A 19,057-nucleotide genomic window follows, 5' to 3' on the forward strand; every position below is an offset into this window, starting at 1 on the left:
TCCTTAAATTTTGTTTTTTATATCGCAGCCCACCGCTTCGCTAATCGAGGCGAAATTATCCTCTTTTAAAAGCTTTAAAATACCTTCGTTTATCTGTTTTGCGACGTTTGGGCCTTTAAATATAAAGGAGGTGTAAATTTGAACCAAATTTGCGCCAGATTTTATGCGTGCGTATGCCTCCTCGGCGCTGTCTATGCCGCCGCTTGCGATCAAAACCGTCTTGCCGTAAAGCTCGCTAGCCACTGCGCTAAAAAGCTCGCGCGAGCGTTTGGCGATGACCTTGCCGCTTAGTCCGCCGAAATTTTGCAAATTCGCAGATTTTGATAGCGAATAATCAATGCTCGTATTATTTACGATTACGCCTTTCGCGCCGCTTTCTACGGCCGTTTTGCAGATCTGCACAGCCTTGTCGTCGTCCATATCGGGCGCGATTTTAAACATTATCGGCTTTTTTGCGATCGGCGATAGGCGCGCAAATAGATCTTTTATAAAGCTTTCTTCTTGTAGTTCGCGTAAATTCGGAGTATTTGGCGAGGAGACATTGATAACGAAGCAGTCGCAAATTTCGTTAAATTTAGCGACTAAAACTTCATAGTCCTTGATCGCTTCTTCGTTAGGAGTGATTTTGTTTTTACCGATGTTGGCAAAAAGCGGTATCGCAAACGGATATAGTTTGCCGACGCGCGCGCCAAGGGCGTCTGCGCCATCGTTGTTAAAGCCCATCGCGTTTTGGATACTCTCTTCTTCGATGAGGCGAAAAAGGCGCGGTTTTGCGTTGCCCTCTTGCGCTTTTGGCGTCACGGTACCAAACTCTACGTGCCCAAACCCGAGCGCGGCTAGCGGGCGTAGCATGGTGGCGTTTTTGTCAAAGCCGCCGGCGATTCCTACGGGGTTTAAAAAGCTAGTTCCGAGCAAATTTTGCGAAAGAGCCGCGTCCGTGACGACGCAGTTTTTGGTGACGATACTATAAAGGCCCGGAAATACGCAGTCTGAGATACTTAGCGTTTTTTCTACGATCGTGTGAGCGGTTTCGGGGTCAAATTTAAAAAATATGGATTTTAGCGTCTCGTAATTCAAATTTTATCCTTAAATTTTGAGCGATTTTATCAAATTTAGGCTTAAACAAGGGCTTCGCCTTTTAGTTTCGCGTAAATTTCGCAGCTCTTGCTAAGCGCCTCGTCGGTATCAAAACCGACCACTTTTCCGCCGCTGATAACGGCGATCTTATCCGCATTTTGCACCGTGCTTAGGCGGTGCGCGATGATAAATATTATCTTTTCTTTTTGTAAATTCGCGATGGCTTTGGTTATCTGCTGCTCGCTTTCGTTATCTAGGGCGCTCGTAGCCTCGTCAAATATCAAAATTTGCGGATCGTCGTAGAGCGCGCGGGCGATGGCGATACGCTGGCGCTGGCCGCCTGAGAGATTGGTGCCGAATTCATTTAAAACAGTCTGCGTGCCCTCGGGTAAATTTGACACGAAATCATACGCGTTTGCCGTTTTTAGAGCGATCTCGACCTTGGCTTCGTCGTATTCGCGGCCGTAGGCGACGTTGTTTGCGACCGTGTCGTTAAAGATATAGACGCGCTGGGTCACTAGGCCGATATTTTGACGCAGCGAGCCCAGATCGAAATTTTTGATATTTTCGCCGTTTATCTCGATCGCTCCGTCGTTTGCGTCGTAAAATCTCATGAGCAGGTTTACGACCGAGCTTTTTCCGCCGCCGCTACTACCCACGAGTGCTACGGTTTGGGACTTGCTCGCGCTTAGATTTATGCCTTTTAGCACCTCTTTATCGTCGTAGTTTAGTCTGACGTCTTTAAAATTTATCAAATTTATTTCAGCCGGTACGGGCTTGTCGCCGCTTAAAATTTGAGGCTCTTTATCAAGTAGCTCAAAGGTTCGCTCTGCCGCGACCACGGCGTCTTGCATCTTGTTATAAAGGCCTGAAATGCGTTTAATAGGCGTGTAAAGCATGAAAAGCGCGGTTAGGAAAGAAAAGAAGCTTCCCATCGTCAAATTTCCGTCTATGACCTCTTTACCACCGATGATGACGACTGCCGCGACGCCCACGGATCCGAAAATTTCCATCATCGGGCTTACCATCTCGTTTACTTTTACGCTTTTTAAATTTAGCTTGAAAAATTTAGCGTTTTCGTCGGTAAATTTGGCGTGCTCAAACTCCTGCGCGTTGTTTGCTTTGATGATTTCGATGTTGGTAAAAATTTCGCTCAGCTTCGAGCTGATGTCGGAGGTCTTTTCCTGCGAGGCGCGGGAGATTTTTTTCATCTTTTTTGCGAGTCTTGAGAGCGGATAGACGGCTGCCGGCATGATAACTAGCGCAAAAAACGCAAGCTGCAAGCTCTGATAAAGCACTACACAAAGCAGTCCAACGATCGTGATGGCTTCGCGGATGAGCTCTGGGATCATGGAGCTAACGATACTTCTGATGCGGTCGATGTCGTTGATATTTCGGCTGATTAGCTCGCCCGTGCGGTAGTTGTTAAAAAACTTCATATCCAAATTTAGCAGGTTTTTTAGTAGCTTTTCGCGAAATCTCCTCACGATATCCTGCCCGATATACGCCGTAAAATAGGCCTGCAAAAACGTGCCAAGCCCCTTTAAAACGTAAATAGCGATGATAGCGTAAGGCAAAAGATAAAGCAGGTCTTTGTTTTTTTCGATAAAAATTTTATTTAGCACGGGCTCGATCACCCACGCCGACGCCGCAGTGCCGCCGCTAGCCATCAGCATGCCGGCGATCGCGATGATAAAATACGAAATATAATCCCTAAAATAGGGCGCAAACCGCCGCAAGACCTCTTTTAGGCTCATTTGCTTCATATCTTTTCCCACATGCAGCCGTTTGGAGTATCCATGAGGCTGATGCCGTTTGCGGCTAGCATATCGCGGATTTTATCGGATAACTCGTAGTTTTTGGCCGCCTTGGCTTCATTTCTTTGATTTATCAGATCCTCGATGTAGGCTCGCTTCTCGTCGCTCACGCCAAACTGAAAATACTCAAATACATCTACCTGCAAGATGCCGAGCACGCGAGCTATCAGCTCTAAATTTGCCGCGATTTCTCCTTTTTTGGCTTTGTCTTTAGGATTTGCGTCTAGCTCGTCGTTTGCGCTGCGGACGAACTCGTCTACGCAAGCAAGGGCTTTTGAGGTGTTTAGATCGTCCTCCATCGCGGACATAAATTCGCTCTTAAATTTCTCGTTCGCGCTCAAATTTGCCGCCGCGCCAAGAACCCGTTTTTTTAGGCGGTAAATTTTATCCAGGCGCTTTTTTGCCGCGTTTAGATCATCTTCGCTAAAGTTAAAATTCGCTCTGTAGTGGCTAGAGATCAGATAAAATCTCACTGCCTCGCCCAAATTTCGCTCCAGCGCGTCTTTAACGAAAAAGCTATTTCCGAGGCTCTTGCTCATTTTTTCGTTGTTTACTTGGATGAAGCCGTTGTGTAGCCAGTATTTAGCCAGGCTCTTACGCTCGGCGCAGCGACACTGCGCGGCCTCGTTTTCGTGGTGAGGAAATAGCAAATCAAGCCCGCCCGCGTGGATATCTATCTCAAATTTTTCGCCGCTACTTAGGTGCTTTTTTATCATTGCGACGCACTCGGTGTGCCAGCCCGGGCGACCGCGACCAAACGGACTTTCGTACCATTTCTCGTCAAATTTCCACAGCACGAAGTCTTTTTCGTCCTTTTTTTCGTCGCTACTAGCCACGCGAGCGACGTTTGCCTCGGTGTCAAATTTACCGCTCAGGCTCAGATACTCCGCGTCTTTTGCGGTATCAAAGTATATGCCGTCGCCCGCTATCTCGTAGGCAAAGCCGTTTTTTAGCAAAATTTCGATGTAGCCTATCATCTCTTTTAGCGTCTGTGTCGCCTTTGGTTTGACGTCTGGCTCAAGCACGTTAAGCGCGCTCATATCGCGCTCGTAGCTTGCGATGTATCTATCTGTGATCGCTTCTAAACTCTCGCCGCTCTCAGCCATTTTCTTTAAAATTTTATCGTCGATGTCGGTGTAGTTTCGCACGAATTTGACCTTGTAGCCAAGCTCGCTTAGCGTGCGCCTAAGCAAATCAAAGCTAATCGCGCTTTTGGCGTGTCCTAAGTGTGCATCGTCATAAACCGTCGGCCCGCATACGTAAATGCGCACAAAGTCGCTTTTTACGGGCTCAAATTCTACTTTTTTTCTCTTTACGCTATCAAAAATTTGCATCTAAAAATTTCCTTAAAAATATCAAAATTACTGCCTCCAAAGCCAAAACCGTGCTTAAAAGCGTTATTTTTTTAGGCTCGATTATAGCTAAAAATTTCCTTATCCCAAAAAATTTGACGTTTAAAGCTAGCGTCAAAAACCCGCCCAGCGAGCTAGCTAGAGCCAGCCCGAACGCGCCGTAAATTTGCATCAAGGCAACTGCTAAAACGAGGTTAAAAACGAGCGTAATAACGGCGATTTTAGAGGCTAGCTTTTGCTGTAAATGCGCATAAAGCCAAAGCGAAAAAAGCTTGGCGAGTCCAAAAGGCAAAAGTCCGATCATATAGGCGGCCAAAACGCTCGCGGTCGCTGCCGTATCGGCCTGCGTGAAGCTTCCTCGCTCAAAAAGCAGCTTGATGATAGGCTGGGCTAAAACGATGCCGCCGATGGTAGCCGCAAAGAGCAAAAAATATAAAATTTCAAAGCTTTTTCGCATCCATTTTAGAGCTTCGGCTTCGCTCCCTGCCTTGATCTGGCGAGTGATTTTAGGAAAAAGCGCGGTTGAGAGCGCGATCGCAAATATCGCTAAAGGCAGCTGAAAAATGCGGTTAGCGTAGAAAAGATAGCTGATCGATCCGGCCGCCAAAAACGACGCCAGCCACGTATCCATAAATGAGCTTAGCTGCATCGCGGATGATCCGACTAGACCGTGGAAAAAGTTGCTAAAAAAGCCCTTCGTATCGGCTCTTTTGCCGCGGGCAAATTTAACTAGGCCGCCGAAAAATAGCTTTGAGACGCCGTTAAATTTGAGCGCGATAAGGTGCGCGATGAGCTGCAAAACGCCGCCAAAAACGACGCCGAAACTCAAATAATAAGCCGCGACTTTAGGCTCCTGTCCGCGAGCTAAAATCAAAGAACCGATCATGGCTAAATTTAGCAAAGCAGTCGAAAACGCCGTCGTCGCAAAGTGCCCGCGATACTGCAAAAGCGAGGCTAAAAAAGTAACAGCAAAGATGAGCGCTAGGTAGTAAAAGTTGATCTTTACGAGCGGGACGGCTCCGTTTATGTCGCTAGGCGCCAAACCGGTAGCGATAACGGCGGTAAAAAACGGGGCGAATAAATTTACCAAAAGCGTGAGAATGCCGATAAAGGCTAGAAATTTAAGAAAAATCTCGGCGCTAAAGAGCGATTTTTTGTTTGATTTCGTAAAATTTGGCAAGAAAGCGTTGGCAAAGGCCCCCTCGCCAAAGATACGGCGCAATAAATTCGGTATCTTAAACGCGATGAAAAATATATCGCTATAAATGCCCGCACCCAAAGTAGAAGCGGTGAGCAGGTCGCGCACGAGCCCTAAAACTCGCGAAACCATGATGCCGATGCTGTTTGAAAAAAAGCCTTTGATAAACACGAAAATCCTAGTAAATTTTTAGCGCTATAATAGGCAAATTTAGTTTTAAAAGACGTAAAATCAAGAGTTTTTAATGAAATTTTAGAGATAATCGACCAAAAATCAAAAAATTGCGAGAGTATCACGTGCCAGAAAACCAAAACGCGCAACAAAACTTCCTAGCCGAGATAGAGTCTGAGACCGCCAATCCGTACGGCGAGATATTAAATTTAGCAAAACACTTCGGCGTCGATAGTAAATTTATAGATTTTGATATCATAGAGATCAAAACAGAGTGTAAGGTGGCGGGCGAGAGCCAGCCTCGCCAAATCCCTGCGGAAAAACTAAATATCTTTGACGACGATAATTTTTTCGTAGAAAAAGTAGAAAGTATAAAACAAAACTATCTGGTTAAATTTTACGATACTAGGCAGGTAAAACCAACGCCTTTGCCTAATGTCGCCATAAATGCAAATAAAAATTTAACCAAAATTTTAGCCACGGTTTCGCAAAACGCCGACACGGTTTATTTTAAAGAATTTGACAAAAAGCTGATAAATTTTATCTACAAAAAGCTGATAAAAGTAGGCATCCTAGTGGGCATCAGAAACAAAACGATGCTAGAAGAGGTCGCTAAAATTTATTCGGTTTTAAGAGTAAAAGAATTTATCGACAAAGACTACACCTTTATCGTGACCGCAGGCGTAAACGTAAATCCGTCGGCAGACGACGCGCTAGTGTTTTACTATAAAAATAAAAATAAATCCACAGATGAAAACGACAAGGTCGACTACGCAAACAGAGGCTATTTGCTAGGCGTAACCGAAAATGAATTGATATTTGAATACGTAAAACTAAGAGAGGGCGCAAACGGCCGCGACGTGAGGGGAAATCTACTGCCGACGCAAAAGCCTAAAATAACAATAACGAAAATGCCTGAACATACCGAAAATATATACTCGAAAGAAGGCGAGGAGGGGATAAAATTTTACTCCAAAAAGGCTGGCTACGTCCAAGAGGAAAAAGGCGTTTTTGATATCAAAGACGAGCTTGACGTAAATGAAATTTCGTTTAAAACCACTGGCTCGGTCGATACTGGACTAGATACCAACGTAACGCTAAATGTAAAAGAAAAAGACCTAACAAAAGACGCCATAGGCACTGGTATGACGGTTGAAGCAAACGAAGTAAACGTCGATGGAAACGTCGCCGCAAACGCCGTAGTAAAGGCAAATAAAGTAGTAATCGGCGGACAAACTCACGCTAAAGCCCTCATCGAAGCAAAAGATGCGAAAATCGCCGTGCATATCGGTAGCTTTGACGGAGGATACGTCGAAATAGATAGGCTAGAAGGCGGCAAAGTAAAAGCTAAAAAAGCCGTGATAAAATCAGCGATCGGCGGCGAGATAATCGCCGAAAGCGTCGTAATAGATACGCTCGTGTCAAATTCAAATATCATAATCGCCGATACTTTGGAAATAAAAAAGTTAAAAGGCGTAAATAATAAAATTTTAGTCGATTTTAGCATGATAAAAAACACGGGCGAGCAGATTAACGAGCGCATGGCAAAGATAAAAGCTATCAGGGAACAGATCGTAAAAATGCCGCGCACGCTAGAGTCTAAAAGATGCGTCATCGAGGAAAACAAAGGTCCGATAAACGTCATAAAAGCTAAAATCGAGGAGCTAAAAAGCACAAACAACACTCCGCCGGTGACATTTATGAAAAAACTAAAAGAATATCAGCAGCTAGTGCACGAGTATAATGCGCTTTTAAAGGAATTTCGCGATAAAAAAGCCGTGATAGCCGAGCTAAAAAGCGAGATAGCTAATATTCAAGACGGAATATTTAACTCAAAGGTGATAAATCACAGCAACTGGCGCGAGTTTAACGAGATAAAATTTAGACTCGTGGATCCTGCTCGCGACATCACGTACAGCACCCGCGAAAACGAAATCGCTCGAGTCATAACGATAGCCAAGGTCGAGACCGAGGATGGCAATATAGACTACGTAGTTAAGAAAAACAATAACGTCAGAAAGGCCTAAATTTGCCTCTTTTTTTAAAATTTGAAAGCGAATTTTACACATGCGAGCAAAGCAGCGACAAGCTAACTATAAATCTAAAAAACGACTGGAACTATAAGCTACCGGCTCAAATTTGGACCCAAACGGCCGCGCTTATCGGCTCAAAGAAATTTAACAAAATCGTTTTAAATTTTAAAGACGTAAAAGAGTTTGACTACGCCGCGGCTCTATTTTTAAAAAATACATTGCAAAATGCGCGTAAAAGCTATGAGCTTATAAATTTAACCCCGCACGCGCAAAAGATTTTTGATTCTATAAATAGCGAAGTAAATCCCAAAATAAAACAGATCATAAACTCCAAACCGCGCGGAAATCCGCTCTCGCAAATCGGCAAAAATTTAACCGCGTTTTTTGCGGGATTTTGCGCATTTTTAAATTTTATGGGCGAGTTTTTAGTCAAATTTAGCAAGATATTCATGCTAAAAAATATCCGCGTGAAGGAAATTTTGGCATATTTTGAGGATGCGGGTATAAAGTCGGTTTTTATCGTGTGCCTTACCTCTTTTCTTATCGGTATAGTGCTAGCTTATCAGGGTTCAAGCCTGCTTGCGAGTTTTGGCGCCACGATAATAATCGTTGAAATGATGGGGCTTTTGACCCTGCGCGAGATAGCTCCGCTCATCGCCGCTATCATCGTAGCGGGGCGTCTGGCGTCTAGCTTTACTGCACAAATCGGCGTTATGAAAATCACCGAAGAGATCGACGCGATGAAAACGATGGGATTTGATCCGTTTAAATTTCTCGTTCTGCCTCGCGTGATAGCTCTCATCGTAGCCATGCCTCTTATCGTGTTTTTGGCCGACGTGGCGGGGATACTAGGCGAGATGGTCGTGATGGAAAACTACCTAAATATCAGCTTTGATAGCTATCTGGCGAGGTTTGGTCAAGAGGTGGATATCAAACATCTCTACGTCGGGCTTTTTAAGGCTCCATTTTTTGGCGTCGTGATCGCGTTTATCGGCTGCATGAGAGGCTTTCAGATCGGCGGAAACACACAAAGCGTGGGTACATATACGACCGTGAGCGTTGTAAACGCGATATTTGGCGTGATCATGGTGGACGCGCTGTTTTCGATTATTTTTACGCAGCTAGGCATATAAATGATAATAAAAGCGACTGATTTAACGACGAAATTTGGCGACAGAGTGATCCACGACGGGCTAAATTTTCACGTAAACGAGGCTGAAATTTACGGGCTACTGGGCGGTAGCGGCACGGGCAAATCGACGCTGATGAAAACGATGATATATCTAAAAGAGCCAAGCGCCGGCAAAGTCGAGATGCTGGGGCGCGATCTATGGTCGCTAGACGAAGCGGCTAGACAGGAGATGAAGCTAGCTTGCAGCGTGATGTTTCAGTTTGGCGCGCTTTATACCTCGATGAACGTGCTAGAAAACATCTACATCCTACTAAAAGAGTATAGCGGCATGAGCGAGCGCTCTATGCGCGAGATAGCGATGTTTTGGCTGCAAAAAGTAGGCCTTAGCGAAAACGTCGCTTTGCAGTACCCAAGCGAGCTAAGCGGAGGTATGAAAAAGCGCGTGGCGATGGCTAGGGCTCTAGTGCTAAGTCCTAAAATTTTGTTTTTGGACGAGCCAAACTCCGGCCTTGACCCAAGCAGCGCGCGGGCGTTTGACGAGCTGGTGGTCGAGCTGCGAGATACGCTTGGCGTCACGGTCGTGATGGTGACGCACGATATAGATAGTATTTGCACGATTTTAGATAGATTTTTGATACTTCAGGATAAAAAGATAGCCTTCGAGGGGACGTTTGAGCAGCTGATGCAAATGCCCGAAAATCCACTCGAAGAGCTTTTAAAAACAAGGAAAAACGGTGGGAAATAAAATAAATTATACTTTGATAGGTCTCTTTTTCGTGTTTGTCGTGAGCGCGCTAGGTATCGCGGCATGGTGGATGGGCGGGTACGGGGAAAAGGCAGATGACTACAGGTCGTATTTCATCAAAACCACAAGCCTGCCAAGCGGCATCAAAAAGGACTCCACGGTCAAATTTATCGGTGTAGATGCTGGCAGCGTCAAGGATATCCGCTTTGCCGACGAAAAAGAGGCCCTTATCGAGCTTGAGCTCTCCGTGAGAAAAGATATACCAATTAGAACCGACAGCACGGCGTCCGCGGAGATACAAGGCATCACTGGCATCGGCTACCTAAATATCTCTCGCGGCAGCATGGATAGCCCGCTCTTTGATAAAAACGAAAAAGCATACATCGGACTTGAAGCGAGTTTTTTTGACAAAATAGGCAATAGGGCAGAGTATCTAACGAAAAATTTAGAGTCTACTTTTAAAAATATCAATAAATTTTTAAGCGACGAAAACGCGGCTAAATTTTCATCTATCCTAGTTTCTGCCGATGAAGCGATGAAAAAAATAAATGCCGGAAATCTCGATATAAACGCGACTATAGCAAACGCCAATGAGGTTTTGGCAAATGCAAATTTGACGCTAAACGAGCTAAAAAAAGCGCTAAAAAACGCCTCGGGCACGCTTGAGTTCGTAAATTCGTTTACGACCAAGGCCGCAGACGCCGCGCAAGCTCTAAAAAATCTACAAACCGCGATCTCAGAAAAGATAAAAAGCGGCGAATACGACGTAAAGGGTGCGCTAAATACGCTTAGCGACGAGACGGAAAGGACGCTGCTAAGCTTTCAAAAGCTGATTTCTGATTTTAGAAATACCCTTTTTAGACTTGAGGACGATCCGTACGATTTTTTCTTTAAAGACACGCAGAAAAAGGACGAAAAATGAAAATTTTAAGCACGGTTTTAGCCGCGTCGGCGCTGTTTTTTAGCGGTTGTAGCGTTTTGGCAAAGCCTGCTCCTAGGACGAATTATTTTATGCTAGGTGGCACGGAAGATAAATTTAAAGAGTGTGTAAACAAACCCGAAAAAACGGTTTTTATCGAGGAAGTGCGGGTTTTTGGCGCGTATGAGAGCCGCGAAGTCCTAAAGATAGACCCAAACGGCGAAATCCGTCCGCTAAAAAATATCAAATTTTTAGCGCTCCCAAGCGAGATGGCTAGGCGAAATTTGATCATAGCCGCGAGCGATCAATGCGCGTTTAAGCCCTCTTTTAAAAACGCAGACATAAGCGTAAAATCAAATTTACTCACGCTTCAAATCAAAGATCAAAAAGCGCAAATTTCGATGTTGTTTAGCTTTTTTAAAGACGGCAAAGAGCTAAAAAGCGTAGTGCTAAGCTCGCAAAAAGACACAGGCGCGGACGAGGGCGAAATCGCGATGAAGGCCCTAAACGCCGCCTTTAGCGAGGTTACGGATAAATTTTTGCAAGAATTAATCAAATTTTAGAGATAATCGCAAATTTTAAAGGAAAACGATGATAAAAGCGATCGAGGGCGTCATAACCAAAAAAGAGCCCGCAAATCTCATCTTAAAAACAGCCGGCGGCGTGAGCTACGGCGTGGCGATCTCGCTTTTTTGCTCGGCAAAACTCGAGCGAGGCCAGAGCGTGGAGCTAAACATCACGCAAATCATCCGCGAGGATGCGGACTTGCTTTACGGATTTTTAGACGCGGGCGAGCAAAAGATGTTTGAGATGCTGATAAAACTAAGCGGAATCGGCGCGGCGACGGCGATGGCTGTGTGCTCGAGCCTAAATCCCAACGCATTTTTAAATGCGGTTAAAAGCGGAGACGCGGCGGCGCTACAAACGGTACCGGGCATCGGTGCAAAGACGGCTAGACGCATCATAGCTGAACTTAGCGACGCAAAGATGACGATGGATGAAAATCTGCCTAGCCATCAACACGAAGCGATTCTAGCGCTTGAGAGTCTTGGCTTTAAAAGAGAAAAGATAACCAAGGCGCTTAGCGAGTGCGACGCGCAAAATACGGGCGAACTCATCAAACAAGCCCTAAAAAAACTAGCATAAAAAAGGAAAAAATATGAAATTTGCTGTGATATTTGGCGCTAAAAGCTACGAACACGAGATTAGTATCGTAAGCGCCATAGCCCTAAAAAAGGTGCTTAAAAACGAGCCTTTGTTTATATTTTGCGATAAATTTAGAGAATTTTACCTGATAAACGGCGCCGATATGAAGGCGAATTTCTTTAGCTCTGGCAAGTATAAAAACGCCAAAAAGCTCACTCTAAAACAGGGCGGATTTTTCGCGGGCGGGTTGCTCGGCGAGAAAAAGATCGAGGCGGACGTGTTTATAAATTTGGTCCACGGTATGGACGGCGAGGACGGCAAGATCGCGGCGCTGCTAGAGTTTTACGGCCTTAGCTATATCGGCCCTCGTGTGGAGGCTAGCGCGCTAAGCTACAACAAGGAGCTAACCAAACTACTAGCGCAAAAAGCCGGCGTAAAAACCATAAACTACGAGGTTGTAAGCAGAGAAAAGGCGCCTAGTCTGCCGCTACCAGTGATCCTAAAGCCGCTCCGACTAGGAAGCTCTATCGGCGTGAGCGTGATAAAAGACGCTAGCGAGCTAGAATACGGCCTAGACGTGGCGTATGAGTTTGACAAAGAGATCCTGGTCGAGCCATTTATCGAAGGTGTGAAGGAGTACAATCTGGCAGGCTGTAAGGTGGATGGCGAGATAAAATTTTCCATCATCGAAGAGCCGAAAAAGAAGGAATTTTTAGACTACGAGCAAAAATATATGAGCTTTTCAAACGAGAGCAGGGCGCGCAAGGCTGACATCGGCGCAGAGCTAGCCGCCAAGCTAAAACAAAGCTTTGAGCGCATCTACAACTGCGGCTTTGACGGAGCGTTGATACGTTGCGACTTTTTTGAGGTAAACGGCGAAGTCTATCTAAACGAGATCAATCCAAATCCGGGCAGTATGGCCAATTATCTATTTGACGACTTTGAGGGAACGCTAGGTCGCCTAGCCGCAAGCTTGCCCAAAGAGCGCGAGATAAATATCGACTATAAATTCATCAACTCCATAACGTCGGCAAAGGGCAAGTTGTAAAATTTTTATTGCGTCTGATTTTTTAAATTTGACGTTTAGTCGCCGCTTTAAACGGCTTGTTTTTAGCGGCTTTTTAAATTTTTACGCTTTATTGTATCGCTAATAAATTTGGTCAGTAGTTTTGAAATTTAGCGATTATTACGCTTTCTAGGTAAAGGCGCGGGGCTTATTTTTGTAGCATTTTATAGCGTTAAAGTGCCGATTTAGGTCAAAATTAACTCGCTTTATTTCTTTTTACAAATTTGATGAAGCGGCTATTTTCATCAAATTTTACCACCTCGTCTTTGATATACTCGAAAATTTCACTCCAAAAATATAAAAAGCTCTAAAATAAATTTTAAAGAACATAATGTGCCATTATATTTTAATTTGAATTTAAAGATAATATGCTATATTTTACACAAAATTTTACGTAAAGAGCAGAAATGACTACTTTTAGCAAAGATGAAATTTACACGGCGACCGAAGTGGTGCGAAATTTCAGCGCCGTTTTAGGCAAGGTCGGCAAGGCGCAGATGAAGCGCGCGGTGATCGTCAAAAACAATAAATTTGAAGCCGTACTGCTAAATATGGGCGAATACGAGCGCCTATGCGAGGCCGTGGAGGTACTGCAAAGCATTTATGAGGCTAAAAAACGAGCCGGAAGCGGCGAATAATGGCGGTCAAAGAGATAAAATACGGCGGCAAAATTTACCGCATCAGCTACGAGACCGTAAATCCCGCAAACAAGGATGTCGCACTATTTTTGCACGGCTGGGGCGCGAACAAAGAGATCATGAAAAAGGCTTTCGGCACGTATTTTAAGGACTTGCGGCACGTTTACGTCGATATGCCGGGCTTTGGCGCGAGCAGTATGCACGGAGCGCTAGCGACGAAAGACTACGCAAAAATCATGAAATCCTTTTTAGACGAGCTTGGCGCGAGCCCTAAAATCATCTTTGGACACAGCTTCGGCGGTAAGGTCGCAACCCTGCTAAATCCTGAATATCTCGCACTTTTAAGCTCGGCCGGCATCGTGGCTAAAAAGCCGCTTTGGGTACGATTTAAGATCGCTTTGTTTAAGTTTTTAAAACTATTCGGCCTTGGTTTTTTATACAAATTTTTTGCCACAAAAGACGTAAAAGGTATGAGCAAAACGATGTACGAGACCCTAAAAAACGTCGTTGACGAGGACTTTAGCTCTAAATTTGCGGACTTTGGCGGCAAGGCGTTTATATTTTGGGGCGAGGAGGACAAAGCCACGCCTCTAAAAAGCGGCGAACGCGTAAGTCGTCTCATCAAAAACAGCGAATTTCACGCGCTAAAGGGCGATCATTTTTTCTTTTTACTCCACGCGCGCTACATCGACGGCGTCGTGAATGCGGGGCTAAATTTGATGGACTTGGATGATGAAAGCGGCATAGAGAGCGTGAAAGTTATAAGCCCGAAAAACCATGAAAATTTGAGCGAGGATGACGAGAGTGCCAACGAAAACGACAATCTTAAAAATACTACCGAGCAAAATTTGACGGAACCTGCTCGTGCGGATTTAGAGGCGAGCGCAAAAACCATTTCTCAAAGTAGCCTTTTTGACGAGCGGTCACAAAGCGGCGACCTTGTGGATCAAAATCCGCAGCTTGACGATGTAAGCGCTAAAAACGGTCAAATTTTTAAAGAAAATTTGTTTGACGGGCAAGAAATCGCGCAAAATCAATCGAAACTCAAAAATAGCGTTTTAATCAGCGACGAGCAAAATCAAATTTTACCAAAAGATGAGCAGGGTGATCAAAAAATCCCAAAAAAGCCGGTGCAGCAAACGTTTGATTTAAGCTAGAGTGCAAATTTAGGATTTTAGATATCAGCATTAAATTTATGCAGGTTTGGCAGGCCTGCATCAAATTTACGAGCTAAATTTAAGCCCAAAATCTGTAAAATCTCGGCTGATAAATTTGCATTTTTGCGGCACCGATAAAGCAGGGCGGCTAAATTTGGCTCTCAAATTTAACAAAAACTATCAAATTTTACGCTAAGCCCGCAAAAACAAACTGCAAAACGCTAAATTTAGTAAAAACGGCGCAAACAAAAGCCCGCCTAAACGAACCTAGGAGAAAAAATGAACGAAACCCTCATAAATACCAGCCTTGCCGCGACGCAGATTTTATTTACGTTTGCGCTGGGATTTTATCTCATCACCTGCCTTCAGTGGTTTTCCTACAAGTTCGAGCGCGTACTATTTCACTTCACTAGGCCGCTGTGGCATGTGTTTTTCCTTATCGTGCCGATCGTGCTTTTTTACGGGGCGGAGAGATTTTTTTGGATTTATTTTTACTTTGCACTGGTGCCAAGCCTCGCTCTTTGGCACAAAAAGCTCGATAAAAAGCTGGTTTTTACGCCGCGAGTCAAGCGATTTTTTGTTATCTTAGCGCTCGCCGTTATCGCTAGCTACGGCGTTTATGTAGCGACGCAGTACCGCGTAAATTTAGGCGTCGTCCTGCCGCTCGTGCTCTCTTTTGCGCTTAGCTTTTTGCTGGAAAAGGCTAAATTTAAGGCTTACGAAAACAGTGCGCGCAAAAAGCTAGCCTCGATGCCGGAGCTTAAAATCATCATGATAACGGCGAGTTTTGGTAAAACCAGCATCAAAAATTTCCTATTTGAGCTGCTTAAAAACGACTTCGTCTGCCGCAAAACACCTCGTAGCGTAAACACGCTAGCAGGTCTCATCCAAGACGTAAACAACGAGCTTGCCGCCGGTACGCAGATCTATATCGCCGAAGCTGGTGCGCGTCTAAAAGGCGACATCGCACAGATCACGGAGTTTTTGAACCCGCAGATCGCTATCGTCGGCGAGATCGGCGCACAGCATATCGAGTACTTTAAAACGCTTGAAAATATCCGCGCCACAAAACTCGAGGCTCTAGGCTCAAAGCGTCTAGAAAAGGCTTTCGTACACAGTAGTACGCAGGCAAACGAGAGCGAAAAGATAGAAATTTACGATAGCAATTTAAGCGGCGTGGAGGCGAGCTTAGACGGAATCAAATTTAAGCTTGGCGAGAGGGAATTTGCTTCGCCGCTGCTTGGTAAATTTAACGCCGCAAACCTAGCTGTCTGCGTCAAAACCGCGCTATATCTGGGACTGGACGAAGCTAGGATCGCCGCAGCTCTAGCGCGTCTAAAAAACGTCGAGCATAGACTCGAGCGCATCGATGCGGGCGGCAAAATCATCATCGACGACGGCTTTAACGGTAACTTTAACGGTATGAGCGCGAGCTACGAACTGGTTGCCAGCTACGAGGGGCGCAAGGTGCTCGTGACGCCCGGTATCATGGAGAGCAGCGACGAAGAGAACGAAAAGCTAAGTAAGATCATCAACAAGACCTTTGACATCGTCATGTTAACAAGCTCTCTAAACGCAGTTGCGCTACTAAAGCACCTAAGTAAGCCAAAAGTCATCGTCATTAAGGACAAATCCAAGCTTCAAGAAGCCTTGGCGCAAAACACCAAAGCTGGCGATCTGATCCTTTTTTCAAACGACGCGCCAAGCTTTATGTAGGCGTAAATTTGGTTTGGGCGGCGCAGTCAAATTTAGCGGTGCCGCTTCTAGCTGCTCAAATTTGATTTGAGATTTTATCCGCTCACATCGGCGGAGATTGATTTAAAAAAATGCATTTTCAAGGTGCGGGTTATGCTAAGCACCGACTGCGACGGGCTAAAAAATAGAACGGCTAAATTTAAACGACTCAAATTTAACCCCAAATTTGAAATTAAATTTAAATCCCCGCGCTAGCCATCCCAGCCTCGATCAAAAACTGGCTGGGTTGGTAGTTTATCTTTTTGATTTTGTCGTATTTGGCGTAGCTTAAAATCAGCTCGTCGCGCGCGCGAGTGACCGCGACGTAAAAGAGCCGCCGCTCCTCCTCGAGCGAGCCGCCCATGCTCATGAGTTTGAGGTTTGGGAAGCGATTTTGTGCGAGATCGACTACGAAAACGAGGTCAAACTCAAGTCCCTTTGAGGCGTGCACGCTTAGCAGATTTACTCCTTCGCCGCTGCTCATTTCGCTGCTGCCCAGCGTGATAAAGTTATAAAATTTCTCCGCCTCCGAGTAGTTTTTGGCTAGTTCTCCCAGCACCTCTAGCTTGCCCGCGATGCGCTCCAGGGCCTCTTTTTTTAGCGCTTCGTCGATGTTGCCGTTTTTTTGCGTGGCGCGCTTTGTAGCGAGATTGTCGGCGATGAGGGCGTAAATTTTGCTATTTTTGAGATCGTCTATCAGCGAGGTCGGGCGCGAGTGGCGTTTGGCGGCGCTTAAAAAGTTGTAAATTTCATACAAAAACTGCCCGCCGCTCTCGCTTAGTTTTTGCATTTTTAAAATCGGGTGCGCGAAAAAATCCTCGCAAAAGTTAAATTTAGCAAAGCGCGACTTCTCCCCGACCTCGTCAAGCTCGTCAAAAAGCCCCAGCTGGTAGTTTTTGGTCTTTTTGGCAAAGGCCTCCACGCTCTCATCAGGCTGCAAAAATCCGCGCACGACGTCGCCGTGTCCGACCTTGCTTAGCACCTCAAAAATCTCCTTGCTAAGCGCTGCGCCGACGCCTTTTGCGTATTCGCATACGTGGATAAAGGCCATGATGTCCTTTGGGTTTATGAGGATGCCTAGCAGATCCATCGCGGCGCGCACCTCGCGGCTTTCAAAAAAGCTCACGCCGCCCTTTCGCTTGGAGCCGATACCTAGCTCTCGCAGCGCGACTTCTAGGCCGTCGGCGCTCGAGTTGTTGCGAAAGATGATGGCGATGTTTTCTTTTTTATATTTTGAAATGGCGATGATCTGCGCGATATTGGCGTACTGGTCGAAAAGCTCGTTATAAACTAGCAGCTTTGGCGAGGTAAATTTGCCCTCGCGGCCGACGACTAGCTTTTTTTCATAAAGGCGCGGATTGTTTGCGATCACTTTGTTAGCAAGGGCTAGGATGGCGGAGCTGCTGCGGTAGTTGATGTTTAGCGCGTAAATTTTAGCGTCTGCGAAGCGATCCTTAAACGAGCCGATGATCTCGATGTTTGCGCCGTTAAAAGCGTAAATGCTCTGGTCAAAATCCCCGACGCAAAAGAGGCTTTTCGTCTCAAAGGCGCTGATTAGCGAGCCTTGTAGCGAGTTTGTGTCCTGATACTCGTCGACTAAAATTTCCTCAAATTTTAGCGGCGCGCCTTTTCTCAGTTCATTACGCATTTTGATAAGCAAGTCGTTAAAATCCGCATAGCCGAATTTGCTCTTTTCCTCCTCAAATTCGCGCAAAATGTCCTCGTAAATCTCGGCATATACGCCTTGTTCGTCGCTTCGATCCTTTAGCCACTCGCCAAAAGTCTGCTTTAGGGCTAAATTTTGAAATAGCGAATACGCGTCGTAAAGATATGCGCCGCCGTATGGCTTGACGTCGCTTAGGTGGTTAAATTTGCGCCTCTCGACGAGAGATTTTAGCAGCGTTTTTAGCTCGCTTGGTTGCTTTAGCGTGACGGGTTTTTCTAGAAATTTAAGCAGCGAATAAGAAACCGAGTGAAACGTGCCCGCCGTGATGCGCGAGGTAATTTTTTTATCAAAATGTCGGTTTAGGCGCTCGATCATCTCGGCTGCGGCCTTGTTTGTAAAGGTTAGCAGCAAAATTTTCTCTGGCTTTACGCCTAAATTTAGCAGATGGGCGATGCGCGCGACGATGGTGCTGGTTTTGCCGGTGCCCGCACTTGCGATAACTAGATTGTGCCCGGCAGGAGCAGTTGCGGCGGCGTATTGTTCTTGATTTAGTTTTGAAAGGGGCATATTTTCCTCGCGTTTTAAAAGGCCAGATTATACCTAAACGGGCTTAAATTTATAAAAACGCAAAAGCAACGAGGGCTAAATTTATTCGCCCCGCGTTTACAAAGCGAGGCGAAAATTTAGTGGTTTTATTTTGGATTTAGTATTTCTTTTAGCTCCTCATCGCTTAGTTCGTAGCGGTAAAATTTGAGGTAAAATTTTTTAACTTCATCTTCTAAATTTAGCTCTGTAAAAATTTCTGGATAAAAGATTTTGGCTAGCCAAAGCGGCTGCAAGGCACCCTCGGCGCTGCGCACGCTCCACAAATACACGCCGCCAGGTACGACGAATACGGCACCTTCTTTGACCGCTTTTAGTTTTTCAAACGGGGGATTATTTAGGATTTTTTCCTTGCCTTCGTGCGAATTTGTTATGATGATATCGGGGTTAAAGATAATAACTTGCTCCTCGTTTATCGTCTTTGAGATTTTAAAGTCCGCTTCGTTATCTTGAGAGCTTAAATTTATTCCGCCCGCGATTTTTATATACTCCGCGCCGATATCTTTGCTGCTGATCGTGCTAAAATTTCCAGAGTTAAAATTTAAGGCCAAAACCCTCTTTTTATCCTTGATATTTTGGACTTTCTCACTTATAAATTTTATA

At 45.2% G+C, this 19,057-nt stretch carries 17 protein-coding genes; 11 read left to right on the forward strand and 6 right to left on the reverse strand.

Translation table 11 applies throughout. The features are described 5' to 3' along the window. Positions 1-3 precede the first annotated feature (3 nt). Genes Q0394_RS11575 through murJ form a run of 4 tightly spaced genes read right to left on the reverse strand, consistent with a single transcriptional unit; the run spans position 4 to position 5,615 of the window. Positions 4-1,077: a quinone-dependent dihydroorotate dehydrogenase gene (locus Q0394_RS11575; protein ID WP_298947822.1), complete on the reverse strand. Its 1,074-nt coding sequence runs from the start codon at positions 1,075-1,077 to the stop codon at positions 4-6. Positions 1,078-1,118: 41 nt separating this feature from the next. Beyond that, entirely contained in the window at positions 1,119-2,843 is a 1,725-nt protein-coding gene (locus tag Q0394_RS11580; protein ID WP_298947882.1) for an ABC transporter ATP-binding protein, read from the reverse strand. After that, entirely contained in the window at positions 2,840-4,228 is a 1,389-nt protein-coding gene (gene cysS, locus Q0394_RS11585) for a cysteine--tRNA ligase (protein ID WP_298947824.1), read from the reverse strand. Before cysS ends, Q0394_RS11580 begins: the two co-directional genes overlap by 4 nt. Further along, entirely contained in the window at positions 4,215-5,615 is a 1,401-nt protein-coding gene (gene murJ / locus Q0394_RS11590) for a murein biosynthesis integral membrane protein MurJ (protein ID WP_298947826.1), read from the reverse strand. The genes cysS and murJ overlap by 14 nt, the downstream gene beginning before the upstream one ends. Positions 5,616-5,725: 110 nt before the next feature. Here murJ and Q0394_RS11595 point away from each other — a divergent pair, with 110 nt between their 5' ends. The 11 genes from Q0394_RS11595 to murF all read left to right on the forward strand — a co-directional run bounded on the left by Q0394_RS11595 (position 5,726) and on the right by murF (position 16,167). Beyond that, positions 5,726-7,642, forward strand: a complete 1,917-nt coding sequence (locus tag Q0394_RS11595; RefSeq protein ID WP_298947828.1) for a flagellar assembly protein A — start codon at positions 5,726-5,728, stop codon at positions 7,640-7,642. A 2-nt stretch (positions 7,643-7,644) separates the two neighbouring features. Next, on the forward strand, positions 7,645-8,781 hold the full coding sequence (locus Q0394_RS11600; protein ID WP_298947830.1) for an ABC transporter permease: 1,137 nt from the start codon (positions 7,645-7,647) through the stop codon (positions 8,779-8,781). Beyond that, positions 8,782-9,525 carry an ATP-binding cassette domain-containing protein gene (locus Q0394_RS11605; protein WP_185898851.1) on the forward strand — a complete coding sequence of 248 codons (744 nt, stop codon included), beginning with the start codon at positions 8,782-8,784 and terminating at the stop codon, positions 9,523-9,525. After that, positions 9,515-10,447, forward strand: coding sequence for an MlaD family protein (locus tag Q0394_RS11610; RefSeq protein ID WP_298947832.1), 933 nt, complete (start codon positions 9,515-9,517; stop codon positions 10,445-10,447). Before Q0394_RS11605 ends, Q0394_RS11610 begins: the two co-directional genes overlap by 11 nt. Then, positions 10,444-11,007: a hypothetical protein gene (locus tag Q0394_RS11615; protein WP_298947833.1), complete on the forward strand. Its 564-nt coding sequence runs from the start codon at positions 10,444-10,446 to the stop codon at positions 11,005-11,007. The genes Q0394_RS11610 and Q0394_RS11615 overlap by 4 nt, the downstream gene beginning before the upstream one ends. A gap of 28 nt (positions 11,008-11,035) precedes the next feature. Further along, positions 11,036-11,590, forward strand: coding sequence for a Holliday junction branch migration protein RuvA (ruvA, locus tag Q0394_RS11620; protein ID WP_298792906.1), 555 nt, complete (start codon positions 11,036-11,038; stop codon positions 11,588-11,590). Positions 11,591-11,603: 13 nt separating this feature from the next. Then, on the forward strand, positions 11,604-12,638 hold the full coding sequence (locus Q0394_RS11625) for a D-alanine--D-alanine ligase (protein ID WP_298947835.1): 1,035 nt from the start codon (positions 11,604-11,606) through the stop codon (positions 12,636-12,638). A gap of 425 nt (positions 12,639-13,063) precedes the next feature. Further along, positions 13,064-13,294: a type II toxin-antitoxin system Phd/YefM family antitoxin gene (locus Q0394_RS11630; RefSeq protein WP_002947827.1), complete on the forward strand. Its 231-nt coding sequence runs from the start codon at positions 13,064-13,066 to the stop codon at positions 13,292-13,294. Next, entirely contained in the window at positions 13,294-14,451 is a 1,158-nt protein-coding gene (locus Q0394_RS11635; protein ID WP_298947837.1) for an alpha/beta hydrolase, read from the forward strand. The genes Q0394_RS11630 and Q0394_RS11635 overlap by 1 nt, the downstream gene beginning before the upstream one ends. A gap of 46 nt (positions 14,452-14,497) precedes the next feature. Then, entirely contained in the window at positions 14,498-14,647 is a 150-nt protein-coding gene (locus tag Q0394_RS11640; protein WP_298947839.1) for a hypothetical protein, read from the forward strand. Positions 14,648-14,730: 83 nt separating this feature from the next. After that, positions 14,731-16,167 (forward strand): UDP-N-acetylmuramoyl-tripeptide--D-alanyl-D-alanine ligase, encoded by a 1,437-nt coding sequence (gene murF, locus Q0394_RS11645; RefSeq protein WP_298947841.1) that lies wholly within the window; start codon positions 14,731-14,733, stop codon positions 16,165-16,167. A 217-nt stretch (positions 16,168-16,384) separates the two neighbouring features. Here murF and Q0394_RS11650 read toward each other — a convergent pair whose 3' ends face one another. Both Q0394_RS11650 and Q0394_RS11655 read right to left on the reverse strand, forming a co-directional pair. Beyond that, complete coding sequence (locus Q0394_RS11650; RefSeq protein ID WP_298947843.1) at positions 16,385-18,418, reverse strand: ATP-dependent helicase; 2,034 nt, start codon at positions 18,416-18,418, stop codon at positions 16,385-16,387. A 125-nt stretch (positions 18,419-18,543) separates the two neighbouring features. Next, complete coding sequence (locus tag Q0394_RS11655; RefSeq protein ID WP_366116040.1) at positions 18,544-19,056, reverse strand: ABC transporter substrate-binding protein; 513 nt, start codon at positions 19,054-19,056, stop codon at positions 18,544-18,546. Position 19,057 lies beyond the last annotated feature (1 nt).

Source organism: uncultured Campylobacter sp., assembly GCF_938039205.1.
In the GTDB taxonomy this organism is placed as follows: Bacteria; Campylobacterota; Campylobacteria; order Campylobacterales; family Campylobacteraceae; genus Campylobacter_A.